Here is a 26748-nt window from a genome sequence, read left to right as displayed (position 1 = left end):
ACGGCGTCCTGGCGGCGCCAGTTGCACCGTGGTGGCGCCAGTTGCGGCGGTAAGTTATAGTCACTCCAGAAACAAACCACGAGAGCTGCCATGCCCGCAGTGCCACCTTCCGTTACCGCGCACGCTGCTGCAGCCGCGACGTCCGATTTCGATCCCTTGCCACCGCAGGCACCGGGCCACGACCACCATGCGGGGGCGGCCGTCCTGCTCCTGCTCACCGCTGCTTACGCCGTGGTGGCGGGCCTGAGCCTGCAACTGGGCTTTGCCCACACCAACGCCACCCCGCTGTGGCCACCGTCGGGCATCGCGCTCGCAGCTATCATATTGTTAGGCTATCGTGCCTGGCCGGCCATCGTGCTGGGCGCCTTCCTCGCCAACCTGGTCACCTTCACGATCAACGGCCAGCCGCCGTCGGCTACGCTGGTGCTGGTATCGACCGTGATCGGCTGCGGCAATGCGCTCGAGGCGCTGGCCGGCGCCTGGATGATGCGCCGCTACACCGACGGCAGGCAGCCGCTGGGGCAGCTGCAAAACGTCTACAAGTTCGCGCTGGTGGCCATGGTCATGAGCCTGGTGGGGGCCGGCATCGGCGCCGGCGCACTGGCGGCGGCCGCGATGGCGCCGCCCGGATCTTTTGGCACGGTATTGCTCACCTGGTGGGTGGGCGACACCGCTGGCGTGCTGCTGGTGGCGCCGGCCATCGTGATCTGGCGCCTGCGCCCGCCCCCGGGCTGGCACGAGCGCGGCGCGCTGTGGGTGGCGCTGGAGGTGGCGCTGGGACTGGCGCTGCTGGCGGCGCTGGGCGCGGCGATTTTCATGCGCAGCTACACCGGCGGCGACGCGCTGGGCTGGCTGCCGTACCTGTTCGTGCCGTGCGTGGCCGTGGCGGCCCACCGCTATGGCCTGCGCGGCGCCAGCGCGGTATGCCTGCTGGCGGCCGGCGCCGCAGTAACCGCGACCGTCAACGGCAAGGGGCCGTTCGTGGCCGGCACCCTCAACGACGCCCTGATCGCGCTCGACACCTTTGTCGTGCTGTGCAGCCTGATCGGCATGGTGCTCAGCGCCGACGCCGCCGAGCGCCGGCGCCTGCAGGCGGGCGTGCTCCAGCACAGCGCGGTGCAGTGGGCCACGCTGCTGCTGGGCGTGGGATTGACGGTGCTGGTGTGGCACCTGGTGACGGTGGGCACCGAGCGGCGCGCGCGCGAACACTTCGAATCCGACAGCCGCGACATCGCCGAGCGCATCGCGCGCCGCATCTCGCTCTACGAATCGGGCCTGCGCGCGGCGCAGGCGCTGTTCCAGGCCGAGCAGCAGCCGAGCCGCGAGCAGTGGCGCAGCTTTGCAGCCGGGATGGACTTGCAGCACAATTTCCCGGGCGTGATGGGACTGGGCTACGCCGCCTATATCAGCAAGGATCAACGCACCGCGCTCGAAGCCCAGGTAGCGCGCGAGGGATATCCCGATTTCCGCATCTGGTCGCGTGAGGGCGTGGGCGACATCGGCATGCACGTGCCGGTGTACTACCTCGAACCGTTCACCGGCCGTAACGTGATCGCCTTCGGCTACGATATGCTGTCCGAGCCGGTGCGCAGGGTGGCGCTGCTCAAGGCCGCCCGCAACGGCAAGCCCGCGCTCACCGACCGCGTGGTGCTGATCCAGGATGCGCAAGGCGGTGGCCAGCCGGGCTTTTTGATGTATTTCCCGGTGTACCGGCGCCATACCGGACTGGCGCCGAACGCCACGCCGGCACAGCGCATGGCGGCCTTGCAGGGCTTTGCCTACAGCCCGATCCGCGCGGCCGACCTGATGGCCGGCCTGCTGGGCACTGGCGCCCACGATATCCGCCTCGAAGTATTCGACGGCGATGTCGCCGCACCCGAGAAGCGCCTGTACGCCAGCGCTCCCGACCGCAGTGCAGCCGACCAGCTGCAATATCCGAATCCGTACCAGGGCGTGCTGCCGCTGGACCTGGTGCAGCACCGCTGGACGCTGCGCTTCACGTCGCTGCCGGCCTTCGAGCGCGCCATTGACCGCCAGAAGTCGCACATCGTACTGCTGGCGGGGATGGTCATCAGCCTGCTGTTCTTCGGCGTGGTGCGCGCGCTCACCGCGCGCCACCTGTACGCCACCGGCCTGGCGCGCCAGATGACGGCGGCGCTGCGCGAATCGCAGCAGTCGCTAATCGTGGCCCGCGACCAGGCCGAAGCGGCCAGCCGCGCCAAGTCCGAATTCGTCGCCAACATGAGCCACGAGATCCGCACACCGCTCAACGCGGTGCTGGGCATGGCCCACCTGCTCGACCAAACCGCGCTGGCCCCCGCACAGCGCCAGTACGTGGGCATGATACGGTCGTCAGGCGGCTCGCTGCTCACCATCCTCAACGACGTGCTGGACTTTTCCAAGATCGAGGCCGGCCACATGGAGCTGGAACCGGCGCCCTTCGCGCTGGCGCAGGTGCTCGAAGCGGTAGCCACCATCATGAGCGTCAACGCCGGCGAGAAGAACCTGCACCTGGCCATCGCGGTCGAGGCGGATGTGCCGGTGCAGCTGGTCGGCGACGGTTACCGGCTCCAGCAAATCCTGGTCAACCTGGCCGGCAATGCCATCAAATTTACCGAAACGGGGTCGGTGGTGCTGCTGGTGGAGCAGGCCCCAGCCGCCACTCGTGCCAGCGACCGCGTGCAATTGCGCTTTACCGTGCGTGATACCGGCATCGGCATCGAACCCAATCGCCTGGCGCAGCTGTTCGCACCGTTCGCCCAGGCCGATGCCTCGATGACCCGGCGCTTCGGCGGCACCGGCCTGGGACTGACCATTTCACGGCGCCTGGCGGCGCTGATGGGCGGCGCCATCGACGTGCGCAGCAGTCCAGGCGCCGGCAGTGATTTCATTTTCAGCGTGCCGCTGCAGCGCGTGGCCGGGGCGGCGGACGATGGTCCTCCTGTCGTCGCCGACACGGAGGCGCTGCGCCTGCTGCTGATCGGCGACCAGGGCCCCGGCGCCGGTTACCTCGGGCAAACGGTGGCATCGTGCGGCTGGACCTCCACCCTGGCAGCCGGCGGCGACCACGCGCTGCAACTGCTGGGCGAACCGGGACAGCGCTACCACGCGGTGCTGCTGGACTGGAACATGCCGGGCCTGTGCGGCCGCGCCATCCTGCGCCAGTTGCGCGCCGATGCCAGGCTGGCCGGCACGCCGGTGGTCGTGATGGTCAACGCCTACGAGCAGGGCCGCCTGCTGCTGGCCGACGGCGCACAGGAAGCAGACGGCGTGCTGTTAAAACCGGTCACTGCGGCGCGCCTGCGCGAAGCGCTGAGGACGGCGCTGCACCAGCCGTCGTCCGCGCCATCCGCGCCGGCCGCAGCGGGCGATGGCGGCGCAGCGCAGCACATCCGCCTGGACGGCGCGCACCTGCTGCTGGTCGAGGACAATCAGATCAACCAGCTGGTGGCCCGCAGCATGCTCGAACACGCGGGGGCCCGCATCACCGCCGTGGACAACGGCCGCGCCGCGCTCGACGCACTGCGTGCCGGCGCTGGCGCAGGTGACATCGACCTGGTGCTGATGGACGTGCAGATGCCGGAAATGGACGGCTTCACCGCCACGGGCCTGATCCGCACCGAACTGGGTTTGACGCTGCCGGTGCTGGCCATGACCGCCGGCGTGATGGCGTCGGAACGCGAGCAGTGCATCGCCTCGGGCATGAACGACTTCATCGCCAAGCCGATCGATGTGGAACAGATGCTGACCGTTATACGGCACCACTTGCAGCACCGGCGCCAGTCAGCAAGCCCGCCACGCGCCTGAGCGCCGGCCGCGCCCGCGCCGGTGCGGTCGCCTGGACCGGTTCTGCGGCGGCAGCGCCGTCGATGCGGAACGAGCCCACGAGCGCCGCCAGGTCGCGCGCCTGCGCCTGCATGGCGTCGGCGGCGGCTGCCGCTTCCTCCACCAGCGCCGCATTTTGCTGGGTGACGCCGTCCATCTCGCCGATCGCCCGTCCCACCTGTTCGATGCCGGCTTCCTGCTCGCTGCTGGCCTGCGAGATGGCGCCGATGATGGCGGTGACCTGGCCCACGCCTGTGACGATATCGTCCATGGTGGCGCCGGCCGCCTGCGCTTGTGCACTGCCGCTGGCGATGCGCTCGGCCGAGGCGTTGATCAGCTTCTTGATTTCGCGCGCGGCATCGGCCGAGCGCTGCGCCAGCGACCGCACTTCGGACGCCACCACCGCAAAGCCGCGTCCCTGCTCCCCGGCGCGCGCCGCTTCCACGGCGGCATTCAGCGCCAGGATATTGGTCTGGAAAGCGATACCGTCGATCACGCCGGTGATGTCGGAGATCTTGCGGGCGTCGTCGTTGATGCCGGCCATGGTATCGACCATCTCGCGCACCACGTGGCCGCCCTTGCCGGCCACGTCGGAGGCCGATACCGCCAGCAGGTTGGCCTGGCGCGCATTGCCGCTGTTTTGTTTGACCGCCGACGTCAACTCCACCATCGCCGACGCGGTCTCCTGCAGGGCGCCAGCCTGGTGCTCGGTGCGGCGCGAGAGATCGAGGTTGCCGTTGGCGATTTCGCGCGAGGCCGCGTCGATGGCGACGGCGCCATCGCGCACCCGGCCCACCGTGTCGGCCAGGCGCGCGGTCATGTGGCTGAGCGCATCGAACAGCTGGCCGATTTCGTCGCGGCGGCCGTGGACGATGGCCGCGTGCAGTTCGCCGGCGGCCACCTGCTCGGCCAGCGCCACGGCGCGCGTGAGCGGCTGCACCACGCTGCGGGTAAGCATCCAGGCCAGTACGATGCCGATCGCCAGCGCCGCCGCGCCAAGGGCGGCCAGCAGCAGCCGGCTGTTGCGGAACTGCTGGTCGGAGACCGCCGCCAGCGCGGTCGCCTCCTGGGTCTGCCACGCGAGCAGTTGATCGAGTGCGCCGGTGTACTGCTTGAAGGCGGCGCCCAGGCGCGTGTCGAGCAGGCTCTCGACATCCTGGATGCGGCCCATGTCCTTGAACTTGAACAGGTCGGCGCGCAGCGCCAGGTAAGCCGCTTTTTTAGCCGTCACCGCTTGCAGCAGTGCGGCTTCGGCAGCTTCGGCCGGCAGCGCCGCCAGTTTGCGCTGCATGGCTTCGGCCTGGCGATCGCCAGCCACCAGCTGCGCCATGAACAGGTCGGACACTTCCAGGCTGTCGCTGCGGGCCACCGAGATCGCCCGCAGGCCATTGAGTTCGGCCAAGCCGAGCAGCTCGGACGTGAGCTGTTCGCGGGCCAGCTTGTCGTGCACCAGGTTGGCGGTGGTGTCGTTGGCCGATTGCAGGCGCCAGAGCGCCACCGCCGACATGCAGGCCATCAGCAATAACAGCGCCGCAAACGACGCCACCACGCGCATGCCGGTGGTCAGTTGGGGGAGTCTCGAGCGCATCATATAAGTTCCAATAGGCAAGCAATATTGCTCCAATGACAGTGAGCATACCGCGCCTATGTGACTTGCCGATGACGTCCCGACGATTAGTTCACTGGAGTCAACAATGGGTTGCCGGCGAAATGCGCCAGCAGGTTATCGACCACCAGCTGGCCCATGGCGTGGCGGGTTTCCACCGTCAGGCTGCCCACGTGCGGCGTGAGAATGGCGTTATCGCGTTCGCGCAGCGCAGCTGGCACGCGCGGCTCGTCGGCAAACACGTCGAGCGCCGCCATGCCCAGCGCGCCGTCGCGCAGCGCCGCCACCAGGGCCGCTTCGTCCACCAGCGCGCCGCGCGAAATATTGACCAGGGTGCCGTCAGCGCCCAGCGCGGCCATCACCTCGGCATTGATGGCATGGCGCGTGGCCGGCGTGCCGGGCGCGCAGACCACCAGGTAGTCGCTGGCCTGCGCCAGGTCCAGCAGCGACGCCGCGCGCGGCGTGGCCACGTTCACGATGGCACGCGGCTGGAAGTACTGCGTGCGCATGCCAAATGCTGCCGCACGGGCCGCCACCGCCTGGCCGATGCGGCCGAATCCAAAGATGCCGCAGGTCTTGCCGCGCAGGGCACGGGTGGGCTGGAGCGGCTTGCCGTCTTCCCAGCAGCCGGCGCGCACGTAGCGGTCCAGCGCCGGCAGGCGGCGCGCGGCCGCCAGCAACAAGGTCAGTGCGTGATCGGCCACATCGTCGGTCAGTACGCCGGGCGTATTGCTGACGGCCAGTCGACGGGCGCGGGTCAGGTCGAGCGGAACGGCATCGAGGCCGATGCCGTTGATGGCAATCATTTCCAGCACGGGCAACTGGTCGAGCAGGGCCTGGTCCACGCCGATGGCGGCCGTGGTGAGCACCGCGCGCACGCCAGGCGCCACCGAGGCGATGAACGCTGCGCGCTCTGCCTGCGGCTGGCGCCACGCGTGGTAGCAGTGGAAATGCCGGTCGAGTTGCTCCATCACGGCGGCGGACGGGCTGGCGGCAAGTACCAGGATTTCAGGTTTCATCGAGATTCCATGTGTTGTAAAGACCGGTAGCGATTGTAACGGCCAATGGCATTTCGCGCTGGTACCCGTGGACTTTCCCAGGGGTATTCCGTATGCTCTTAGCAATAGATTTGCCTGACGGGAGTGTTTGTTCAGTTGAATATCCAGCTCGGTTTTTTGCAAGTCACGCTGGCCGCAGTCCGACGGCTGGCGGCGCTCGTCCTCGTCACGATGGCTTGGTCCGCCATGATGGCGGCGCCGTTGCCGGCATCGGCCGGCCAGGAGCGCTGGGACCAGCTGGCCACGCCGCTGTTCGAGCACCTGGGCATGGATCAGGGTCTGCCCAATCCGGTCGCTACGGCGCTGGCACAGGATGGCGACGGCTATATCTGGGTGGGCACCCGCAGCGGCCTGGCGCGCTGGAACGGCTATCACTTCCGCAGTTTTGTCCACGTCCCCTCCGACCTGGGGTCGCTGCCGGGCGACACCATCCTGGCGCTGCATGTGGACCAGGGTGGTCGCCTGTGGGTGGGCACCGCCAGCGCCGGACTGGCCCGGTTCGACCCGCGCACCGAACGCTTCGTGCGCGTCGCCGACGAGTTGAATCACGGCGCCATCAATGCCATTGCCGGCGATGGCCGGGGCAACCTGTGGCTCGCTACCCCCACCGCGCTCAAGTTCTACGATGCGGTCCAGGGCACGGTACGCAGCTACACCCGCGACAACGCGCCCGGCCTGCCGGCCAGCGACATCCGCGCGCTGCTGCTGGACCGCGCCGGCACGCTGTGGATCGGCACCACCGGCGGCCTGGCCCGGCTGCGCCCCGGTGGCGCCATCGAACCGGTGCCGGTGGCGGTTGCGGGCCTGGGCGTATGGCAGGACGCCGTACTGGCGCTGGGCGAGAACCGGCAAGGACAAATCGCCTTCGGCACCATGCGCAGCGGGATCGGCGTGGTGGAGACGCGGGGCACGAGCGCAGTGCTGGTCAAGCCGACCGGCGTGCGCGACCTCGACGCGCACATGGTGCAGGGGATCGTCGAAATCGCGCCGGGCCGCTGGTGGGCCACCACGTACGGCAACGGCATCGTGGAATACCGAACCGACCACCGCGCCAGCACCCGCATCGTGCATCAACCGGCGGTGCAGGCCAGCCTCGCCCATGACCGCACCGGCGCCATGCTGCGCGATCGCAGCGGCATGATCTGGGTGGCCACCGAGCGCGGCGTGGACAGCTACGATCCGCACACCGAAGCGATCGACTCGGTGTTCGGCGCCGAAGGACAGCTGGAAGCCGGCATTACCGCGCTGCTCAACGATGTTCATAACGACGTCTGGATCGCCCTGGGCGACCGTGGGCTCGACCTGGCGGATCCGGCCGGTCACCGCCGCGCCCTGCTGCGTCCCGACCCGCACCAGCCCGAGACTGCCCTGCCCAACCGCATGATCCTGGCGCTGGCCGAGGCCACGCCGGGCGAAGCCTGGATCGGCACCGAGCTGGGACTCTATCTCACCAGCGGCCATGGCGCCCGGGTGCGCCGGGTGACGCTGCCGCAGGATAATCCGACGCCGCGTGTGACCACCATCCTGCCGCACGACGGCAAGCTGTGGCTGGGCACCTCCGAAGGACTGCTGCGCTACGACAGCGCCATCGGCATCGTGCGCCGCTACGTGCAGGGTGCGGCCAACACCGGCGGACTGACCGACAACCGCATTCACGCCATGGCGGTGGACGCCTACGGCGCGCTATGGATAGCCACCGGCAACGGGTTGAATCGCCTGGAACCGGACACCGGCGCCGTCGAACAGATCCTGGCCGCGCCCAATATCTCGACCGAATTGCCGGAGGCGCAGATCGGCGCGCTGGTCTTCGATGGCCGCGGGCGGCTGTGGGTAGGCACGCAGGGTGGCGGCGTGTGCGTGCTGACGGGCCGCGATGCACACGGCAAGCCAATCTTCCAGCGGGTTGGACCAACGATCGGTCTGCCGGGTCTGGCCACCAGTACCATCATGAGCCTGCAAGCCGACCAGGCGGGCCGGGTATGGGCCGCCACCGGCGACAGCATCGTCATCATCGACGCCAGCACCTTCAAGGCGCGCGCCCTCGCGCGCGCCGACGGCCTGGCCTTCCGTACTTTTTACCTGGGCGCCAGCACGGTTTCCGACCGCGACCTGATCTTCGGCGCAGCCACCGGCATGGCGGTGATCTATCCCGACCAGCTGGCGGACTGGAACCACCGCCCGCCGGTGGTGGTGAGCGCAGTGCGCATCGACCAGCGGCAGCTGACTGCCGCCGAAGTCAATACCGCCGAGGGCCCGGCCATCAGCCTGCGCGCCGACAGCCAGGGCTTCGACGTGGAACTGGCGGCGCTCGACTATTCGGCGCCGCAGCGCAACCGCTATGCCTACCTGCTGGAAGGCTTCGACCGCGGCTGGATCGAGGTCGATGCCAGCCGCCGCATCGCCAGCTACACCCACCTGCCGGCCGGCGACTATGTGCTGCGCATGCGCGGCAGTAATCGCGAAGGCGCGTGGAGCACGGAGGAACTGGCGTTGCAGGTAAAGGTGCTGCCGCCGTGGCACCAGACCTGGTGGGCTTGGCTGGCTTACGGCGTGGCGTGCTGCCTGCTGGCCTGGGGCATGGTGCGCTGGCGCCTGCGCCAGCTGCACCTGAAGGGGGAGAATTTGCAGGCGCTCGTGTATTCGCGCACCCAGCACCTGGAAAAGCTCAACGCCATCGTCCGCTCGATCAACGAGCAGCTCGACTTCGACGCGCTGCTGCACACCATCTTGCAGGAGTCGACCGCCGTCCACGGTGTCGATTCGGCGCTGGCGCTGGTGCGCGAGGACGGCAGCGACATGCTCGGCCTGCGCGCGGCCTGGGGCCGCATCGACGTCGTCGATGACGCTTACCGGATCGACCTGCGCCAGGCCGAGGCGCTGTATGCGCCGGCCGGCTGCGAAATTGCGCCCGACATCTTTGAAATCCACCACCAGCACGCGCTGCCTGGCGACGTCCATGCGCTGCTGTCGGTGCGGGTGGTGACCGACGGCCAGGTGGAGGGCTACCTGATCTTCGAGAACTTCCAGTACCAGGTGTCGTTCAATGCCAGTGACATCGAGCTGCTCAAGGCGCTCAAGGAGCCGTTCGTCTCGGCCTATCAGAAAGCGCGGGCGCTGCGGGCGATCGAACGCGCGCGCCTGAACGCCGAAGCGGCCACCCGCGCCAAGAGCGAATTCCTGGCCAATATCAGCCACGAAATCCGCACGCCGATGAACGCCATCCTCGGCTTCGCGGGGCTGGGCACGCACCTCGATATCGGTCCGCAGCCGCTCGACTACTTCCGCAAGATCGGCCGGGCGGGCCAGAGCCTGCTCGAGATCATCAACGACGTGCTCGATTTTTCCAAGATCGAATCGGGCAAGCTGGAACTGGAAGCGCTGCCGTTCGACCTGCTCGACACCCTCAACCAGCTGGCCGACCTGTTCGCATGGCGGGCGTCGGAGCAGGGACTGGAACTGGTGATCTCGGCCACGCCCGAGGTGCCGGCCAATCTGCTGGGCGACCCGCTGCGGCTGTCCCAGATCCTGGTCAACCTGGTGGGCAACGCCCTGAAATTCACGGCCAGCGGCCAGATCGAAGTACGGGTGGAACGGGCCGTCCCGGCGCCCGAACAGCCGGTGCCCGATGGCATGGTGGCGCTGCGCTTCGCGGTCGAAGACAGCGGCCTCGGTATCAGCCCCGAGCAGCAGTCGCGCCTGTTCCAGGCCTTTGCCCAGGCCGATGCCAGCACCACCCGCCTGTACGGCGGCACCGGCCTGGGACTGGCGATCTCGCAGCAGCTGGTGCGCAAGATGGGCGGCGTGATCACGGTCGACAGCGAACCGAACGTGGGCAGCAGTTTCAGCTTCACGGTGCAGATGCAGACCGGCCCCGCCCATAGCCAGCGCCAGGCGCCGGTGCCCGAGGCGGCGCTGGGCAAGCGCGTATTGATCGTCGACGACAACAACTCGGTGCGCCACAAGCTCAAGGTACAGCTGGCGACATGGGGCCTGAAACCGGCGGCGGTGGCGTCGGGCGCGGCGGCCGTGGCGGCGATGCAGTTGAACCAGTACGACTTGCTGCTGATCGACGCCGAGATGCCCGACATCGACGGCATCGAGACCTTGCAACGGATCGCCGAAGACAGTGAGCTGGCGGCGGTGCCGCCGGTGCTGATGGTGAGCGCCTACGCGCGCGAGCACCGGTTCCAGGGCGCCGAACTGCTGCGCACCACGCCGTTCATCGACAAGCCGGTCAACCCGTACCTGCTGCGCAGCGCGGTGCTGACGGCGCTCGGACTGGAAGTGGGCCAGGCCACGGCCAAGCTGGCGCCGCCGCCATCGTTCGCGGTACAGCGCATTCGTGGTGCGCACGTGCTGGTGGTCGATGACAACAGCATCAACCTGCAGGTGGCCAGCGAAATCCTGCAACGCGCCGGGGTGCGCTCGGACCTGGCGGCAAGCGGCGACGAAGCGGCGCGCATGATCAACCAGCGCAAGTACGACGCCGTGCTGATGGACATCCAGATGCCGGACATGGACGGCTACCAGGCCACGGCCTTGATACGCGCCGACGAACGCCACGCCAGCCTGCCGATCATCGCCATGACCGCGCACGCGGTGGCCGGCTACCGCGAACGGTGCCTGAACATGGACATGAACGATTACGTGACCAAGCCGATCAACCCGGAAACGCTGTACACGGTGCTGGCAGCCTGGGTGGCGCCGGACCAGTCCAGCGTGGCGGAGATGGCGCTCACCGCGCAATTCCTGCCAGCGCCGCCAGCAGGAACAGCCGCAATAGCCGCAATAACCGCAACAACAACCGCAACCGCAGCCGCAGCAACCGCAGCAGCAGCCGAAATCATCCTGCCCGGCATCGACGTGCCGGCCGCAATGGAGCGTCTGGGCGGTAACGCGACCTTGCTCAAGCGCCTGCTGGCGATGTTTGCCAAGGACTTCGAACAGGCGCCCCGGATGATCGAGGAAGCCATCGCGGCCGGCCGCTGGTTCGATGCAGCCGACCTGGTCCACAAAGTACGCGGCGCCGCCGGCAACCTCTCCGCCACCGAACTGCACGAAACCGCCACCGCCCTCGAAGACCGCCTGCGCGCCCAACACGAAGACCTGCAAGGCTTGCTGGACGCCTTCAACCACGCCCTCAACATCCTACTTCGGGGTCAGTGCCGACATTCGGACACGAGCCCGTCACTGGAGTGACCAACACCGCACCATAAAGTTCCAAAATGTCCGAATGTCGGCACTGACCCCGAAGCGCTGAACCTGAAGCGGTTACTTGACGCGCTGTTTTTCGAGTTTGCGGGCCAGGGTGCGGCGGTGCATGCCGAGGCGACGCGCGGCTTCCGAGATGTTGAAGTCGGTCTCGGCCAGCACGGTGTGGATGTGCTCCCATTCCAGGGTTTTTACCGACGTGGCGCGGTTGGTCACTTCCACTTCGGCGGTGCCGGCCACGTGGTCGAACGCCGCTTCGATGTCATCGGTGTTCGACGGCTTGGCCAGGTACTGGCAGGCGCCCAGCTTGATCGCCTCCACTGCGGTGTTGATGCTGGCAAAGCCCGTCAGCACGACGATCAGCATCTCCGGGTCGTGCTGGTGCAGCATTTGCACACAGGCCAGCCCCGACGAATTGCCCTTGAGTTTCAGGTCCACCACGGCATAGCCGGGCGAGTTGTCGATCAGCGCCGCGCTGGCTTCGTCGACATTTTCCGCCAGCAGCACGCGGTAGCCGCGCCGCTCGAACGAGCGGCCCAGGGTGCGGGCGAAGGCGGCGTCGTCTTCCACCAGGAGCAGCACGCGTTCGTTCGATACAGCTTCATCAAGCACGGCTTCAGTAGTCATGGGTTGCTTCCGGTTGTATGGCGATGGCCGACAGCGGCAGGTGCACGCGCACCACCGCCCCGCCCTCTTCACGATTGCTGGCAGTCACTGTGCCGCCCAGGGTGCGCGCCACGTTTACCACCAGGAACAGTCCGAGCCCGCCGCCCGGCCGTCCTTTGCTTGAATTATACGGTTTGCCGAATTGCGCCAGGATCGCTTCGGCGAAACCGGGGCCGGAATCGGTCACGGTCAGCACCAGCGCCTTGTCTTCGATGACGGCATCGAGCCGCAGCCAGCGCGGCGATGCTTCCAGTGCATTGTCGAGCAGGTTGCTGATCATCTGCTTGACGGTCGAGTCGGCTACCACCGGCAAGTCCACTTCCACCCGGTTGTCGAATTCGAACAGCTGCACCGGCCGGCCGATACGCCATGCGGCCACCACGTCGTACAGGAAATCGTCGAGCGTGGTCGCTTCCGACGATTCGCCCCGGGTCTCGCCCGCTGACAACAGGATGCCGCTGACGATGGACTTGCAGCGCTGCAGCTGAGTCTGCATTTCCTGGACTTCCTCCAGCAACTCCGGATTGCCCTTGAATTCGGGCATGTGCTTCCAGTCGCCGAGGATCACGGCCAGCGTGGCCAGCGGCGTACCCAGCTCGTGCGCGGCGCCGCTGGCCAGCAGGCCCATGCGCACGATATGTTCTTCTTCCGCCGCGCGCTGGCGCAGGTCGGCCAGCTTGCTGGCGGTGGTGCGCATATTGCGCATGATGCGGTTGACGAATACCACCAGCAGCGCAGCGTCGATGATGAAGCACAGCAGCATGCCCTGCACGTACAGGCTCATGATGCCGCGCTCCTGGTCCAGCGGCAGCCGCAGCGGTTCCGAAAACAGCGCCAGGCCGGCAATGCAGAAGCCGGTCACGCCGGCGATGGTCCAGGTGGACCACGCTTCGAGCAGCACGGCTGCCAAAATCACGTGCAGCAGATACAGGAAAACGAAAGGATTGGTGGCGCCACCCGACAGGTACAGTTGCGCCGTCAGGCTGGCCACGTCCACCGTCAACGCCAGCAGCAGCTCGCTGTTGGAGACCACCTGGTTTTCCTGCCAGCGCAAGGTGCTGGCGATGTTGAAGGCGATCAGGCAGGCCAGCACGTTGAGCATGGCCGGCATCGGCAACTGCACGTCGAGCAGCATCGAGGCCACGGCAATCGTCGCCATTTGTCCGACCACGGCAATCCAGCGCAGCTGGATCAGTTGCTGCATGTTCTTGTGGCCGGCCGCGTGGGTGATCGAATTGGCAGCTGCCAGCGGCTCGATCACCGGCGTGGGCCGGCTGCCATGGTCGAACGGGTTCTTGTTAGCTTTCGCCATTCACGCCTTCTGCTTTGCTCTTGCGCGCATCACGCACCACCCATACCGCTGCGGCAATCACCATCAACGCCAGGCCATACCAGGTCAGCGCATACACCAGGTGGTTGTTAACGAACGATACCACCGTCAATCCACCGACCGGTTTCGCAGTCTCGCCGGGCACCGGCAGGTTCGCTGCTGCTGCCGATGCGGCGTCGGCGTCGATGAAGTATGGCGCCACGGCCGGCAGGCCACGCGCCTCGGCAATCGCGCGGGTATCGCGGGTGTACCAGTAGTTGCGCGCCGGTTCGTTCTTGCGCAGCGAACTGGCAATCTCGCTCATGCGCAACAAGCCCGACACGGTGACCATTGGTGAAGACGATTCAGCCAGCGCACCGCAGGCATCGGCTTGCGCCTTCGGCGGCGCCGGTTGCGCGCGCCAGCCGCCCGCCCCTGCCGGCACGAAACCGCGATTGATCATGACAATACCGCCGTCGGCCGTGCACAGGGGGGTGAGCACCCAGTAGCCGATGCCACGGTCGAGCGAGGCCAGGGTCAGGGTGTCCGAGCCCGGCAGGACCATGCCGGTGATGCGCACGTGGCGGTACTCGTCCGATTCGGCGGTGACCTGCGGCCACTGCGCCACCGCCGGTGCGGCGATGGGGGGTGCGTGCACGCGCTGGTCAACCCTTTCGATCAGGGCCAGCTTCCATTGCAGACGATAGACTTGCCAGGTTCCCAAAGCAAAAAACCCTGCAAACATCAACCCGGCCAGAATGGCCAGGCTGATGCGCAGGGTGCGGGAACGCTGGCGCTGTTCAGCGCCGCCCGTCATTTCATCTCATGCATGTTGTGCACGTCGTCACCCATGGACGGCATCATGTTGATGTTCATGTGGTACATGACCCAGATCGAACCGGCCAGCACAATGATCAACAGGATCAGGGTAAACAGCGTGGACAGCAAGGTCCAGCCGCCTTCGTTCTTGCCGTTCATGTGCAGGAAGTAGACCATGTGGACCACGACCTGGACTGCGGCAAAGCCGAGGATGACGAAGGCGGTGGTGCTCGACTTGTCGAACACCTTGGCCATCACCAGCCAGAACGGAATCGCGGTCAGGATAACGGACAGCACGAAGCCGATCGCGTATTCCTTCATCGTGCCGTGGTTGCCATCGTCCTGCTCATGGTGACCATGGTCGTCGTGGCCGTGGCCATGTTGATTAATTGGCGCGCTCAAGGCAGAACTCCCATCAGATAAACAAAGGTAAACACACCGATCCAGATCACGTCCAGGAAGTGCCAGAACATCGACAGGCACATCAGGCGGCGACGGTTTTCAACGGTCAGGCCGTGCTTTTTCACCTGGAAGATCAGGGTGATCAGCCAGATGATACCGAACGTCACGTGCAGGCCGTGGGTACCGACCAGTGCAAAGAACGAGCTCAGGAACGCGCTGCGCTGCGGACCGGCACCGAGGTGGATCAGGTGCATGAACTCTTCGATTTCCAGGAACAGGAAGGCCGCGCCGAACAGGCCGGTCACCGCCAGCCAGCCGATCACCGCGCCGACGTTGCGGCGTTGGGCGGCGATCATGGCGAAGCCGTACGTGATCGACGACAGCAGCAGGAACGCGGTGTTGAGCGCGATCGTGCCCAGTTCGAACAGCTCGGCGCCGGTCGGGCCGCCAGCATAATTGCGGCCCAGCACGGCGTAGGTTGCGAACAGGCCGGCAAACAGCAGGCAGTCGCTCATCAGGTACAACCAGAAGCCCAGCAGCGTGCTGTTCTCCGGGTGGTGGTCGCGCGTCCAGTAACGCGCGCTTGGGTCGGCGCTCGCGGCGCCGTTAGCGGTAATTTCAGACATGGCGTTCCAGCAGACGAGTATGGGCTTCTTCGGTACGAGTTACTTCTTCCGCAGGGATGTAGTAATCGCGCTTGTAGTTAAAGGTGTGCTTGACGATGGCAGCCAACATCACCACGAAGCTCACGGCGGCAACGAGCCACATGTGCCAGATCAGGGCGAAACCGAGCACGAAGCTGATGGCCGCGATGATGAAGCCCATTTCCGTGTTCTTCGGCATGTGGATGGCGACGAAGCCGGTCAGAGGACGGGTGTACTTGTTGTCCTTCATGTCGGCCCAGCTGTCACTGTCGTGCACCACTGGCGTGAACGCGAAGTTGTAGTCTGGCGGTGGCGACGAAGTCGCCCACTCCAGGGTACGGCCGCCCCATGGGTCGCCGGTCACGTCGCGCAGTTTTTCGCGGTTCATGAAGCTGACGAACAGCTGGATCAGGAAGGCGCCGATACCGGCTGCGATGATCAAGGCGCCAATGGCAGCGATGATGAACCATTTTTGCAGCGAAGGATCGTCGAAGTGGTTCATGCGGCGGGTAACGCCCATGAAGCCCATCACGTACAGCGGCGTGAACGCCACCCAGAAACCAACCAGCCAGCACCAGAACGATACCTTGCCCCAGAAATCGTCGAGCTTGTAGCCGAACGCTTTCGGGAACCAGAAGTTAATCGCCGCGAACACACCGAACACCACGCCGCCGATAATCACGTTGTGGAAGTGGGCGATCAGGAACAGCGAGTTGTGCAGCACGAAGTCGGCTGGTGGCACTGCCAGCATCACGCCGGTCATACCGCCGATGACGAAGGTCAGCATGAAGCCGATGGTCCACAGCATCGGTACTTCGAAGCGGATGCGGCCCTTGTACATGGTAAACAGCCAGTTGAAGATCTTCGCGCCCGTCGGGATCGAGATAATCATCGTGGTGATACCGAAGAACGAGTTGACGCTGGCGCCCGAACCCATGGTGAAGAAGTGGTGCAGCCATACTAGGTACGACAGGATGGTGATCACGACGGTGGCATATACCATCGAGGTGTAGCCGAACAGGCGCTTGCCCGAGAAGGTCGAGACGATTTCCGAGAACACGCCAAACACTGGCAGGATCAGGATGTACACCTCCGGGTGGCCCCAGATCCAGATCAGGTTCACGTACAACATCGGGTTACCGCCGAGTTCGTTCGTGAAGAAGTTGGTGCCGATGGTACGGTCCAGCGACAGCAGCGCCAGGGTCACGGTCAGGATCGGGAACGAGGCGACGATCAGTGCATTGGTGCACAGCGAAGTCCAGGTAAATACCGGCATCTTCATCAGGTCCATGCCTGGCGCGCGCATCTTGACGATGGTGGCGATCAGGTTGACGCCGGACAGTGTTGTTCCCACCCCGGCCACCTGTAATGACCAGATATAGTAATCAACCCCCACGTCCGGACTGGCCAGTACGCCCGACAGTGGCGGGAACGCCAGCCAGCCGGTCTTGGCGAATTCACCGATGAACAGCGACGCCATGGTCAGCATCGCGCCGAAGGTGGTCATCCAGAACGAGAAGTTGTTCAGGAACGGGAAGGCCACGTCGCGCGCGCCGATTTGCAGCGGCACCACGTAGTTCATCAGGCCGGTTACCAGGGGCATGGCCACGAAGAAAATCATGATCGTGCCGTGGGCGGTAAACACCTGGTCGTAGTGGTGCGGCGGCAGGAAGCCGGGATTGTCGCCAAAGGCCATGGCCTGTTGCGCGCGCATCATGATGGCGTCGGCAAAGCCGCGCAACAGCATGATGATACCGAGCACCATGTACATGATGCCGATGCGTTTGTGGTCGATACTGGTAATCCAGTTGCGCCACAGGGTGCCCCACAGGTTGAACTTGAACATGAGGGCCAGGAACACGATGCCGCCCAGCGCTACGCCCGCGAAGGTGCCGATTAGGATAGGCTCGTGGTACGGGATCGCCGCCAACGACAACTTACCCATGATCAACGAAGTTGATGGATTGAGAGTGGTATCAGACATAGGTCATTCTTTACGGATAGTTGGTGCGGCAACCGCAGCGGTGGCGACGTCGGTTTCGCAAACTTCTGCTTCCAGCTGCTTGGCGACGACGGCGGCCTTGACGCGTTTGGCGTCGCTATGCATCTGCTCGTTCATGCACACGGTACCGTCGACAACGCAACGGTTGACAACACGGTCAAACAGGCCCTTCTCCACGGAGGCGAAGTGCATGATCGGGTGCTTGATGGTCGGCTTGTCGAGCGCAATGAATTCTGCTCGGTTCAGCTCGCCACCACCGGAGGCCTTGGTCTTGGCAACCCAGGCGTCGAAGTCGGCTTGCGTCACGCCGTGGTACTTGAAGCGCATCTGCGAGAAGCCGGCGCCGCTGTAGTTGGCCGAGAAGCCGTCGTACACGCCCACCTTGTTCATCACCGCGTTCAGTTCCGTCTGCATCGAAGGCATGCTGTAAATCATGCCTGCCATCGCCGGAATGTAGAACGCGTTCATCACAGTTGACGAGGTCAGCTTGAAGCGCACCGGCACGTCGATCGGGGTGTACAGCTCGTTCACGGTGGCAATGCCCTGCTCCGGATAAATGAACATCCACTTCCAGTCCAGCGCCACCACCTGTACTTCGAGCGGTTTGACGTTGGCGGCCAGCGGACGCTCATGGTCGATGCGCGACAGCGGACGATACGGGTCCAGCAAGTGGGTATAAATCCACGTGATGGCGCCCAGCACGATGATGATCAAGAGCGGTGCGCCCCAGATCAGCAGCTCGAGCTTGGTCGAGTGATCCCAGTTCGGCTCGTATTTAGCGGAAGTATTTGCCTTCCTATAGCGCCAAGCGAACAGACAGATCAAAAACATAACAGGTACGATGATCAACAACATCAGCAAGGTTGAAATGACAACCAGATCAGCTTGCTGTGCAGCGATATCTCCGGACGGGTTCAACACAACCGTGTTGCAGCCAGCTAGCCACAACAACGGTGCGAGGAAGAGTCCACGGCGAACGATAGGAGGAATCATGCGGTAATTTTCGTTACTAATGATGGATAACATGCTACTGTACCAATCACGGGTGCTTCATGCTATTGGACACTTTGTCCTACCGGTCATGGAGGCGCGTGATAATTATTAACTAACACGAGACGAGACCATGGCCAACACGACTACACTGAATGGCGTCCAAGCTGGCGTCCACGAACAACCCCAGACCAGCCAGGGCGCCCGTAACATCAATGCCAGGGATGGACATATTTCCCCAGGCGAAATAGCAATCGGCGTGGTGATCGGCCGCGCATCCGAATACTTCGACTTCTTCGTTTATGCCATTGCTTCGGCATTGGTATTTCCGTCGGTTTTCTTCCCAAACTACAGCCGGCTTGACGGAACACTATACGCTTTCGCCATTTTCTCGCTAGCGTTTATTGCCCGCCCGATAGGCACTGTGGCGTTTATGGCAGTGCAACACCACTTCAAACGCGAGACAAAGCTCACCCTGGCGCTGATGGTGATGGGTGTTTCCACCGCAGGTATTGCCTTCCTGCCAAGCTACGAATCGCTGGGTACTACCGCCATCGTGCTGCTGGCACTGTTCCGCATGGGCCAGGGTATTGCCCAGGGCGGTTCGTGGGACGGCCTGCCGTCGCTGCTGGCGCTGAACGCGCCTGAAAACAAGCGCGGCTGGTACGCCATGTTGGGACAACTGGGCGCGCCGCTCGGCTTCGCGATTGCCGCCGGCCTGTTCGCCTACCTGATGGCAGCGCTGTCGTCGGCCGACTTCCTCGAATGGGGCTGGCGCTATCCGTTCTACGTGGCCTTCGCCATCAACGTGGTGGCACTGTTCGCCCGCCTGCGCCTGGTGACCACCACCGAGTACTCGAATCTGCTCGACGACCGTCAGCTGGAACCTGTCAGCGCTGTCGAACTGGTGAGCAAGCAAGGCCGCAACATCGTCATCGGCGCGCTGGCCGCCCTGGCGTCGTACGCGCTGTTCCACCTGGTAACGGTGTTCCCGCTGTCGTGGGTCGCAATTAACGAATCGCGTTCGCTCACCGGCGTGCTCGGCGTGCAATTGCTGGGCGTGATCCTGATGACCATCGGCATCATCATTTCCGGCGTCGTCGCTGACCGTTACGGCCGTCGGCGCACCCTGGGCACGCTGGCCACCCTGATCGCCATCTTCAGCGTGGCCGTGCCGTTCCTGCTGGACGCCGGCGAAGGTGGCCAGAACATCTTCATCCTGGTCGGCTTTGCGCTGCTCGGACTGTCGTATGGCCAGGCTTCGGGCGCTGTGACCGCCAACTTCGAACAACGCTTCCGCTATACCGGCGCAGCGCTGACCTCGGACCTGGCATGGCTGGTGGGCGCAGCGTTTGCACCGCTGGTGGCGCTGGGCGTATCGAACTACTTCGGTCTCGCTTACGCCGGCCTGTACCTGCTGTCGGGCGCGGTGGCTTCGCTGGCGGCATTGAGTCTGAATCGCCGCCTCGACATCCGTAACTGATAGGTAGTCATTCCGTCAGAGGGGCCGCGCAAGCGGCCCTTTTTTATGGTGTCACGTGCATGTCACATTAGGCGAGTACAGTAATGCAAGTCCAAACTGAGGAGTATTGCGTGAATCTGAACCAGGAACAATTACTCGAACGCGTGCATTTCGAGCTGATGGACGGCTACGACGAAGAACTGGAAATGGAACTGGAAGACCGCGAAATCGATCCGGTCACGCGCAAGGTCATCGAATACGAGCGCACCGACTCGGCCAAGGAAGAGCGCCGCCTGTATTTTCGCGAACTGTTCCGCCTGCAGGCCGAGCTGGTCAAGCTGCAAGACTGGGTGGTGCACACCGGCCACAAGGTGGTGATCATCTTCGAAGGGCGCGACGCCGCCGGCAAGGGTGGCGTAATCAAGCGCATCATCCAGCGTTTGAATCCGCGCGTCTGCCGCGTGGCCGCCCTGCCCGCGCCCAACAACCGCGAACGCACGCAGTGGTACTTCCAGCGTTACGTGTCGCACCTGCCGGCCGCCGGCGAAATCGTGCTGTTCGACCGCAGCTGGTACAACCGCGCCGGCGTCGAACGCGTGATGGGCTTTTGCAGCGACGAACAATACGAGGAATTCTTCCAGGACGTGCCGGAATTCGAGCGCATGCTGGCCCGCTCCGGCATCCAGGTCATCAAATACTGGTTCTCGATCTCGGACGAAGAGCAGAATGCCCGCTTCCTCGGCCGCATCCACGATCCGCTCAAGCAGTGGAAACTGAGCCCGATGGACCTGGAATCGCGGCGCCGCTGGGAGGAATACACGAAGGCCAAGGAAATCATGCTCGAGCGCACCCATATTCCGGAGGCGCCGTGGTGGGTGGTGCAAGGCGTCGACAAGAAGAAGGCGCGCCTCAATTGCATCCACCACCTGCTGTCGCAAATGCCTTACGTGGAGGTGCCGCACGCGGAAATTACCTTGCCCGAGCGCGAGTACCACGACGACTACGTGCGCCGCCCGGTACCCGCAGAGATCATCGTGCCCGAATATTACTGACAAAAACAAGAAAAGGCGCGCCCCACCCGGATGCGCGCCTTTTCTTAGCGCCATGAAACTCAGGCCGGCAATTGCAGTTGCGTCCCCAGCGCGCTGAAAATCAATTCGCCCGGCTCCCCGGGGCGCCACACCAGCCCACCGGCGCTATTGTCGTTGGTGAGCTGGTTGAACTGGAAGAACAGGTTGCGTTGCGATTCGGTGCTGCTGGTGATGAAGGTTGCCGGTGGTCCCAGGAAGGTGAACAGCGCCAGGCCGGTGATCGGGACCGGGCGCAAACCCGTCACGAACGGAATGGTGACCGAGCCGTCGATCCGGTAAGCGAACAGCTCGAACGTGGTTTGCTGCTGCACTTGCGAGTACAGCTTGGCGACGTCGGCGCCGGCCGCAGCGGCGTTGGCGGGACCGTCAGCGGGCTGGGTGAAGTCGATGCGAAAACGCAAGGCACCGAACAACGTCAGGCCCTGCGCGGTCTTCAGCAGCAGGTTAAAAATGGATTCATCCATGATAATCTCCTTCGGTATAAACACGGGGGTGACGACACTCAGAAAGGCAGGCGCAGCTGGAAGCCCAGCAGGCTGAACACCAGCTCGGCCGGCTCGCCAGCGCGCCAGACCGTCCCACCGGCGATCTGGTTGCCGCTGATCTGGTTGAATTGCACGAAAATCTGGCGGGCCGGATCGGCAGTGCCGAACACCGTGGTGATCGGGCCGGCCGCCGTGGCCAGCAACACGCCTTGTAATGGCACACGACCAAAGCCGGTCAGCAGCGGCATCGAAATCGAACCTTCCAGCGGGATCACCACCGCCGTGATCACGCCAAGCTGCTGATTTTCAGCCAGCAAAGCCGGTACGCCGCCATCGGGCACGGCCGCCAGCGGATCGGTGAAGCGAAAACGCAAGGTGCCGAACAGGGTCAGCCCCTGCTCGCCTGTCAGTATCAGGTTGTAGATAAAGTCGTTCATCATGACCTCCCAAGGATTGGAAACAAACTCGTTGTCCGGCCGGTTCGCGGCCGGTGGTCAAGCTTAGCCAGCCACATGCACTGAGATGCTGATCAATTCGATGTTGGGCTCAAATGGGAATGAGGGGCGGCAAGACCGTGGACGGGGGCCGACAATCGCCCGGTCCACGCGGGGTGAGAAGGAAACAAAATCGTCAAGCCGGCAGCATTTGGCGCCTGCCGAGCAGGGCAAAGCTGGTCGTGGTCGGTCCCCACAACAGGCCGCCGCCGATCTGCTGGTTGTTGACCTGGTTGAAGCACATCAGCACGGTGCTGTCGGCACTGAACAGGCGCGTCACGATCGGCGGCCCCATCTGGATAAAGAAGGCCACATCAGCGACCGGAATGGCGCGGCTGCCGGTCAGTGCCGGAATCGTGATGCTGCCCTCGGCCCGCACCACCAGCGCCTCGATGGTTTCCTGTTGCTGTTGATTCGCATGGGCTTGCCGCAGCGCGGGCAAGGAGAAGATGTTGTCGTCGCCGGCCTGGTCGACCTCGATGCCGGTCAACCGGTAGCGCAACACCCCCAGCAAGGCCAGGCCGCCGCGCGATTTCAGGAACAGGTTGTAAATGAACTCATCCATGATGCTTCCTTTCATGACAGTTGAGAGTGAGGTCAGAACGCGCGCGGCAGCTGGCGTGCCAGCGCGCTGAATACCAGCTCGCTGTAAGCGCTGGTACCCCACACCACGAAGCCGCCCAGGTCCGGGCTGCCGAACGGGAACAGCTGGATGCCGGCCGCCGGCCGCGCGTTGCCGCTGTCGAGTGCGAACGAAAACAGGCCGGCGGGCGTGGCGAAAGCGATGCCACGCAGCGGCACTGCACGAAACGGCAACAACAGCGGTATTGAAATAGATCCCGTAATTGGCAGCGGCGTCAGTTGCTGGGTGGCAGGCGCCAGGGCGGCGTCGAGCAATGGCGGCAAGCGCAAGCTGCCACCGCTGGTGAGCGGCTGGGTCAGGCGCAAGCGCAAGGTGCAAAACAGGCTCCAGCCCTGTTCGCTTGTGAGAAACAGGTTGTAGATATCGTCTTCCATCATGACCTCCAGGGTTGATAACGAGAACGCCAGACTCGCGATGAGCCTGTCTTCAGCGTAGCCAGCCGGGCGACACCGATGCTGATGCAATCGACTTCCGCACCAGATCGCGGGTACTATCGAAGGCTTGAATTTCCGTGGGGATTAAAAATGCAAATGGGTACCGTTACACCACTGCTCAGAATGTTCGATGAGGAAAAAGCGCAGGTGTTTTACATCGATTACCTCGGTTTCAAGCGCGACTGGGAGCATCGCTACGAACCGGGCATGCCGCTGTACCAGCAGGTATCGCGCGGCGCCTGCGTGCTGCACCTGACCGAACACCACGGCGACTGCTGCCCCGGCGCGGCCATCCGCATCACGGTGGACGATATCGACGCCTTGCACGCCGAACTGGCCGCCAAGCCTTACGGCTACGCGCGGCCCGCTATCGAAGACATGCCATGGGACAGCAGGGAAATGTCGATCAAGGACCCGTTCGGCAACCGGCTGACGTTCGTACAGGTTGCCGAACAGGCGTGAGGAAGTGACTGAAGAGGCGTATCTACGCGGCTACCGGATCGTGGCAACACACCGCGATCTTGTTGCCTTCAGGGTCGCGGACGTAGGCGCCGTAGTAATCAGCGTGATAGTGCGGGCGCAACCCGGGTGGGCCTTCGCAGGTCGCGCCCGCTTCCAGCGCGACATGATAAAAACGGTCTACTGCAGCGCGCGTGGGTGCCAGCAGCGCTACCATGTGACCGTTGCCCACCGCAGCCGGGGCGCCGTCGTGCGGCGTGCCGATTACGAACAGCGGACGCGGCACGCCGGGCTTCATCCAGCCCGCCCATTGTCGTTCGGAATCGGAAAACTTGATCGCGAGTCCCAGCTCCGGCAACACCGCCTGGTAAAACCGCAGTGCGGCACCGAACTCGTTCACGCCGACATGGACATGCGAAATCATTGGTACCAGGGCCGGGTGATTTTCAGCGGCCGCACATCGAGCCGCATATTGAGGACCGTGTAGGCCTCCGACGCCGCCGAAGAATAGCCGGTGGTGGCGGCGTCGCGGGTGAGCTTGAATTCGAAGCCGAGTTCCTGGTGCGGCTCGCCCGGGCCGGCGGTAGCGATGCCGATCGCCTCCTTCTGCGAGCTGTCCACCAGCTTCGACATCATGATCAGGATGGTGTTATGGCCGAGCACATCGGCCGAGAACACCGGGTCGGAATAATACGGGTTGGCCGGATCGACCTTGCCCTCGATCTTGTCCTCGGACGGTGTGTACTTGTGCAGCTTGAGGTCGTACTTGTCGCCGCGATCGAGGTAGCTCAGGCGCGCGTTCTGCAAATTGAAATCCTTGATGTCGCTGTTGACGGTGGCCCGGGTCAGGTCCACCAGCAGCGCGCCCTGGTAGCCCAGCACTTCCACTTCGCGCTGGGCGTTGATCACTACCGCCGAATTCTCGTCGATGCCGATACCCAGCTTGTAACCCTTCTTGAGCATGGCAGGCAACATGCGCGCGAAGCGTCCGCGCGCCAGCAGGTGCTGGTCAATGAAGATGTCGTCGCCGACGAAGCCAAGGCCCAGTGCCAGCTCGCGACCATTGACGCCTTCGCTCAGCGTGCCGAACACGGTCTTGGCCTCGTAATACATGGTGGTGCTCATGATGGCGGCGCCGGCGCTGGTGCCGAAAATCACGCCGCCGCGCCGGTACACGTCCCAGATTGCCTCGAGCACCTTGCTGCGGCTGCCGTCCGGGCGCACCAGCGCCTGGGTGATCAGGGCCTGGTCGCCACCCGAGAAATACACGCCGCCGGCATCGCGGATCGACTTGGCGATGCTGTCGTCGTCGGCGTCGCGGCGGTAGTCGCGGTCTTTCATGCGCACCGCCAGCGGCACCACGAAGGCGTTGGCGCCCTGCCGGTTCAAGCCGGCGGCCGCAGTGGCGCCAGAGCGTACCGGGTTGCCGGCCGCGCTGGGCAGCACCGCAATGCGGGCGCCGGGGCCGCCGGCCAGTTGCACCACGCGCTGCCAGATCACCGTATTATCGCCGCGAACCGCGCCGCCGGCGATCACCAGCGAGCCCTTGGGAGGCGCCTCCGCCCCCGCTGCAGTTGCCTGTTGGACCGTCAACATCATCGAAATGGACATTGCCACCACCATCGCCGCCCGAACAATACTTGCCATGCCTGCCATCCCCAGTCTTCGATCGTTTTCGCCGTGATTGCGCCATCCGTCAGCGCGCTGCCGTAAGACTACCATACAGGCAACAATTCATTTGCCCGCAGCGGCGCGACTTGCTACCATGCGGCCTTGCCGACCACATCAATCTCATGCGCGAACATCTGCTTACCCCCTCGCTGTCGGCCACTACCCGGCCGGTCAAGCTGTACTCGATCCAGTCGAGCTTCCTGGTCGCCTTCTTCGGCGGGCCGGCTGCCGCCCTGCTCTATAGCGGCCTCAATTCCTGGCGCCTGCGCCGCACGGCCGACATCCCGGTACACCTGGCGGGCGCCGCCGTGATCGTCGGCTTCGTGTATGCGCTGCTGTTCCAGCCGGCGCTGTTCAATGGCCTGTTCGACTTGTTGGGCAACGACATGGTGCGCGCGCTGCGCACCTTGCTCTCGCTGGCGATCTGCGGCGTATTTTACGCGCTGCACCAGAAGCAGCACCGCTCGGCCGCCTTCTTCGCCGACAAGCCGCCATCGCCGTGGATTCCCGCGATTATCTGCATCGCTGCCGGCTACGGCATCATGGTCGGCCTCTTCAAACTGTTCAGGGAGATGGCGCCATGAGCGAGAACGGCCTGCTCTCCGCGCGCGACTATGCGCTGCAAATCGACGGACTGATCGAACGCAGCCGTTATGCCCAGGCTCGCGTGCTGATCGGCGAAGCGCTGGCGCATTACCCGGACGACCACGCGCTGCTGTTTGCCGCCGCCTGCGTCGATTACAACACCGACGCCGGCGACCAGGCGCGCCGCACCCTGCAACAGATCCTGGCCCGCGACCCCGAAGACTATGCCGCCCGTTCGCTGATGGTGAGCGTGCTGCAAGATGCCGGCGAGTTGCCGCAAGCTGAACTGTTGCTGATCGAACTGATACGCGAATACCCGGAAGCCGGGTTCCAGTACGCGCGCTACGCACTGCTGATGTACCGCACCCTGCACATCGAAAAAGCCCAGGCGCTGGCGCGCGAAGCGTTCAGGCTCGACCCGAACAACGAACTGGCCCTGACCACCTGCCTGATCGGCGACATCATCGACGGCCGCAAGGGCGCCGAACAGGCGGGGCTGGCGCGGCTGCTGCAAGGCCACCCGGAAAGCGAAAACACGGCGCGCATGTTGATCACCCACCTGATCAGCCGGGGCCGCTACAAGGCCGCCAAGCGCATCGCGGTAGAGCTGCTCAAGCTGTACCCGAGCTCGCGCGAAGTGCTGGAACTGGTGGTGCAGCTCGACGCCTTGAGCCACTGGAGCATGTTGCCGCTGTGGCCGCTCAACCGCTGGGGCTGGGCCGCCTCGGCGGCACTGTACGTGATCACCCTGCTGGCGCTGAACCTGGTCCGCAACCAGGCGCCGCTGTTTTCCAGCGCCGCCACCTGGACCCTGCTCGGCTATTGCGCCTATTCCTGGATTTATCCCTCCCTCTTGACGCGCTGGCTCAAACGCCGCGCAGGACTCTGACCG

Annotated in this window: 22 protein-coding genes; 7 read left to right on the top strand and 15 right to left on the bottom strand. The window is 64.5% G+C overall.

The features are described 5' to 3' along the window. Positions 1-90: 90 nt before the first annotated feature. Complete coding sequence (locus J2X54_RS06030; protein WP_310179051.1) at positions 91-3807, top strand: CHASE domain-containing protein; 3717 nt, start codon at positions 91-93, stop codon at positions 3805-3807. Here J2X54_RS06030 and J2X54_RS06025 read toward each other — a convergent pair. Together J2X54_RS06025 and J2X54_RS06020 are read right to left on the bottom strand one after the other, a co-directional pair. After that, positions 3752-5416, bottom strand: coding sequence for a methyl-accepting chemotaxis protein (locus tag J2X54_RS06025; protein ID WP_310179048.1), 1665 nt, complete (start codon positions 5414-5416; stop codon positions 3752-3754). The two genes, J2X54_RS06030 and J2X54_RS06025, sit on opposite strands and share 56 nt — an antisense overlap. An 83-nt stretch (positions 5417-5499) precedes the next feature. Beyond that, positions 5500-6450 carry a 2-hydroxyacid dehydrogenase gene (locus J2X54_RS06020; RefSeq protein WP_310179046.1) on the bottom strand — a complete coding sequence of 317 codons (951 nt, stop codon included), beginning with the start codon at positions 6448-6450 and terminating at the stop codon, positions 5500-5502. Positions 6451-6585: 135 nt separating this feature from the next. Here J2X54_RS06020 and J2X54_RS06015 point away from each other — a divergent pair, with 135 nt between their 5' ends. Next, entirely contained in the window at positions 6586-11688 is a 5103-nt protein-coding gene (locus J2X54_RS06015; protein ID WP_310179044.1) for a response regulator, read from the top strand. Between the two features lie 72 nt (positions 11689-11760). Here J2X54_RS06015 and J2X54_RS06010 read toward each other — a convergent pair whose 3' ends face one another. From J2X54_RS06010 to cyoA, 7 genes are read right to left on the bottom strand one after another with little or no spacing between them, the layout of a single operon-like run. Further along, complete coding sequence (locus tag J2X54_RS06010) at positions 11761-12327, bottom strand: response regulator transcription factor (RefSeq protein WP_070247977.1); 567 nt, start codon at positions 12325-12327, stop codon at positions 11761-11763. After that, complete coding sequence (locus J2X54_RS06005) at positions 12317-13678, bottom strand: ATP-binding protein (protein WP_070247975.1); 1362 nt, start codon at positions 13676-13678, stop codon at positions 12317-12319. The genes J2X54_RS06010 and J2X54_RS06005 overlap by 11 nt, the downstream gene beginning before the upstream one ends. Next, on the bottom strand, positions 13665-14492 hold the full coding sequence (locus tag J2X54_RS06000) for an SURF1 family protein (protein WP_070247973.1): 828 nt from the start codon (positions 14490-14492) through the stop codon (positions 13665-13667). The genes J2X54_RS06005 and J2X54_RS06000 overlap by 14 nt, the downstream gene beginning before the upstream one ends. Further along, a complete protein-coding gene (gene cyoD, locus J2X54_RS05995) occupies positions 14489-14896 on the bottom strand; it encodes a cytochrome o ubiquinol oxidase subunit IV (RefSeq protein WP_070247971.1) in 408 nt (135 codons plus the stop codon). The genes J2X54_RS06000 and cyoD overlap by 4 nt, the downstream gene beginning before the upstream one ends. After that, complete coding sequence (cyoC, locus tag J2X54_RS05990) at positions 14893-15522, bottom strand: cytochrome o ubiquinol oxidase subunit III (protein WP_070247969.1); 630 nt, start codon at positions 15520-15522, stop codon at positions 14893-14895. The genes cyoD and cyoC overlap by 4 nt, the downstream gene beginning before the upstream one ends. After that, a complete protein-coding gene (gene cyoB / locus J2X54_RS05985; protein ID WP_310179037.1) occupies positions 15515-17524 on the bottom strand; it encodes a cytochrome o ubiquinol oxidase subunit I in 2010 nt (669 codons plus the stop codon). The genes cyoC and cyoB overlap by 8 nt, the downstream gene beginning before the upstream one ends. 3 nt (positions 17525-17527) lie before the next feature. Beyond that, positions 17528-18535, bottom strand: coding sequence for a ubiquinol oxidase subunit II (cyoA, locus tag J2X54_RS05980; protein ID WP_071651681.1), 1008 nt, complete (start codon positions 18533-18535; stop codon positions 17528-17530). Positions 18536-18665: 130 nt separating this feature from the next. Here cyoA and J2X54_RS05975 point away from each other — a divergent pair, with 130 nt between their 5' ends. Together J2X54_RS05975 and ppk2 are read left to right on the top strand one after the other, a co-directional pair. After that, positions 18666-20015 carry an MFS transporter gene (locus J2X54_RS05975; protein ID WP_070251066.1) on the top strand — a complete coding sequence of 450 codons (1350 nt, stop codon included), beginning with the start codon at positions 18666-18668 and terminating at the stop codon, positions 20013-20015. A 158-nt stretch (positions 20016-20173) separates the two neighbouring features. Further along, entirely contained in the window at positions 20174-21046 is an 873-nt protein-coding gene (gene ppk2, locus J2X54_RS05970; RefSeq protein WP_371851812.1) for a polyphosphate kinase 2, read from the top strand. Positions 21047-21105: 59 nt separating this feature from the next. Here the strand turns inward: ppk2 and J2X54_RS05965 are convergent, their stop codons facing one another. The 4 genes from J2X54_RS05965 to J2X54_RS05950 all read right to left on the bottom strand — a co-directional run bounded on the left by J2X54_RS05965 (position 21106) and on the right by J2X54_RS05950 (position 23081). Then, positions 21106-21549 (bottom strand): hypothetical protein, encoded by a 444-nt coding sequence (locus tag J2X54_RS05965; protein WP_070251068.1) that lies wholly within the window; start codon positions 21547-21549, stop codon positions 21106-21108. 38 nt (positions 21550-21587) lie between these two features. After that, positions 21588-22007: a hypothetical protein gene (locus tag J2X54_RS05960; RefSeq protein WP_229255457.1), complete on the bottom strand. Its 420-nt coding sequence runs from the start codon at positions 22005-22007 to the stop codon at positions 21588-21590. Positions 22008-22200: 193 nt separating this feature from the next. After that, entirely contained in the window at positions 22201-22629 is a 429-nt protein-coding gene (locus J2X54_RS05955) for a hypothetical protein (RefSeq protein ID WP_310179032.1), read from the bottom strand. Positions 22630-22661: 32 nt separating this feature from the next. After that, positions 22662-23081, bottom strand: coding sequence for a hypothetical protein (locus J2X54_RS05950; RefSeq protein ID WP_310179030.1), 420 nt, complete (start codon positions 23079-23081; stop codon positions 22662-22664). A gap of 150 nt (positions 23082-23231) precedes the next feature. Between J2X54_RS05950 and J2X54_RS05945 the strand changes: the two genes are divergently transcribed. Continuing rightward, a complete protein-coding gene (locus J2X54_RS05945; protein ID WP_070251084.1) occupies positions 23232-23603 on the top strand; it encodes a glyoxalase superfamily protein in 372 nt (123 codons plus the stop codon). Positions 23604-23625: 22 nt separating this feature from the next. Here J2X54_RS05945 and J2X54_RS05940 read toward each other — a convergent pair whose 3' ends face one another. Together J2X54_RS05940 and J2X54_RS05935 are read right to left on the bottom strand one after the other, a co-directional pair. Next, on the bottom strand, positions 23626-24024 hold the full coding sequence (locus J2X54_RS05940; protein WP_310179027.1) for a VOC family protein: 399 nt from the start codon (positions 24022-24024) through the stop codon (positions 23626-23628). Continuing rightward, complete coding sequence (locus J2X54_RS05935) at positions 24021-25247, bottom strand: cyanophycinase (RefSeq protein ID WP_310179025.1); 1227 nt, start codon at positions 25245-25247, stop codon at positions 24021-24023. Before J2X54_RS05935 ends, J2X54_RS05940 begins: the two co-directional genes overlap by 4 nt. Before the next feature lie 146 nt (positions 25248-25393). On the opposite strand from J2X54_RS05935, the gene J2X54_RS05930 reads away from it, so the two are divergent. After that, complete coding sequence (locus tag J2X54_RS05930) at positions 25394-25855, top strand: hypothetical protein (RefSeq protein ID WP_310179023.1); 462 nt, start codon at positions 25394-25396, stop codon at positions 25853-25855. Then, positions 25852-26745 (top strand): tetratricopeptide repeat protein, encoded by an 894-nt coding sequence (locus J2X54_RS05925; RefSeq protein ID WP_310179021.1) that lies wholly within the window; start codon positions 25852-25854, stop codon positions 26743-26745. Before J2X54_RS05930 ends, J2X54_RS05925 begins: the two co-directional genes overlap by 4 nt. Positions 26746-26748 lie beyond the last annotated feature (3 nt).

Origin of the sequence: Duganella sp. 3397 (assembly GCF_031456625.1) — a bacterium.
Classification (GTDB): domain Bacteria; phylum Pseudomonadota; class Gammaproteobacteria; order Burkholderiales; family Burkholderiaceae_D; genus Rugamonas; species Rugamonas phyllosphaerae.
The sequence above is the reverse complement of the archived record's forward strand: the minus strand, read 5'-3'. Positions and strand labels throughout refer to the sequence as shown.

Excerpts from the sequence above, each read along its gene's own strand:
- J2X54_RS05925 (WP_310179021.1), top strand. The coding sequence starts at position 25,852 with ATGAGCGAGAACGGCCTGCTCTCCGCGCGCGACTATGCGCTGCAAATC.
- J2X54_RS05955 (WP_310179032.1), bottom strand. The coding sequence starts at position 22,629 with ATGGATGAGTTCATTTACAACCTGTTCCTGAAATCGCGCGGCGGCCTG.
- J2X54_RS05945 (WP_070251084.1), top strand. The coding sequence starts at position 23,232 with ATGCAAATGGGTACCGTTACACCACTGCTCAGAATGTTCGATGAGGAA.
- J2X54_RS06020 (WP_310179046.1), bottom strand. The coding sequence starts at position 6,450 with ATGAAACCTGAAATCCTGGTACTTGCCGCCAGCCCGTCCGCCGCCGTG.
- J2X54_RS05960 (WP_229255457.1), bottom strand. The coding sequence starts at position 22,007 with ATGAACGACTTTATCTACAACCTGATACTGACAGGCGAGCAGGGGCTG.
- J2X54_RS05950 (WP_310179030.1), bottom strand. The coding sequence starts at position 23,081 with ATGGAAGACGATATCTACAACCTGTTTCTCACAAGCGAACAGGGCTGG.
- cyoB (WP_310179037.1), bottom strand. The coding sequence starts at position 17,524 with ATGTCTGATACCACTCTCAATCCATCAACTTCGTTGATCATGGGTAAG.
- J2X54_RS06010 (WP_070247977.1), bottom strand. The coding sequence starts at position 12,327 with ATGACTACTGAAGCCGTGCTTGATGAAGCTGTATCGAACGAACGCGTG.
- J2X54_RS06030 (WP_310179051.1), top strand. The coding sequence starts at position 91 with ATGCCCGCAGTGCCACCTTCCGTTACCGCGCACGCTGCTGCAGCCGCG.
- J2X54_RS06005 (WP_070247975.1), bottom strand. The coding sequence starts at position 13,678 with ATGGCGAAAGCTAACAAGAACCCGTTCGACCATGGCAGCCGGCCCACG.
- J2X54_RS05940 (WP_310179027.1), bottom strand. The coding sequence starts at position 24,024 with ATGATTTCGCATGTCCATGTCGGCGTGAACGAGTTCGGTGCCGCACTG.
- J2X54_RS06025 (WP_310179048.1), bottom strand. The coding sequence starts at position 5,416 with ATGATGCGCTCGAGACTCCCCCAACTGACCACCGGCATGCGCGTGGTG.
- J2X54_RS05935 (WP_310179025.1), bottom strand. The coding sequence starts at position 25,247 with ATGGCAAGTATTGTTCGGGCGGCGATGGTGGTGGCAATGTCCATTTCG.
- J2X54_RS05965 (WP_070251068.1), bottom strand. The coding sequence starts at position 21,549 with ATGGATGAATCCATTTTTAACCTGCTGCTGAAGACCGCGCAGGGCCTG.
- J2X54_RS06000 (WP_070247973.1), bottom strand. The coding sequence starts at position 14,492 with ATGACGGGCGGCGCTGAACAGCGCCAGCGTTCCCGCACCCTGCGCATC.
- J2X54_RS05930 (WP_310179023.1), top strand. The coding sequence starts at position 25,394 with ATGCGCGAACATCTGCTTACCCCCTCGCTGTCGGCCACTACCCGGCCG.
- ppk2 (WP_371851812.1), top strand. The coding sequence starts at position 20,174 with ATGGACGGCTACGACGAAGAACTGGAAATGGAACTGGAAGACCGCGAA.
- cyoC (WP_070247969.1), bottom strand. The coding sequence starts at position 15,522 with ATGTCTGAAATTACCGCTAACGGCGCCGCGAGCGCCGACCCAAGCGCG.
- cyoA (WP_071651681.1), bottom strand. The coding sequence starts at position 18,535 with ATGATTCCTCCTATCGTTCGCCGTGGACTCTTCCTCGCACCGTTGTTG.
- J2X54_RS05975 (WP_070251066.1), top strand. The coding sequence starts at position 18,666 with ATGGCCAACACGACTACACTGAATGGCGTCCAAGCTGGCGTCCACGAA.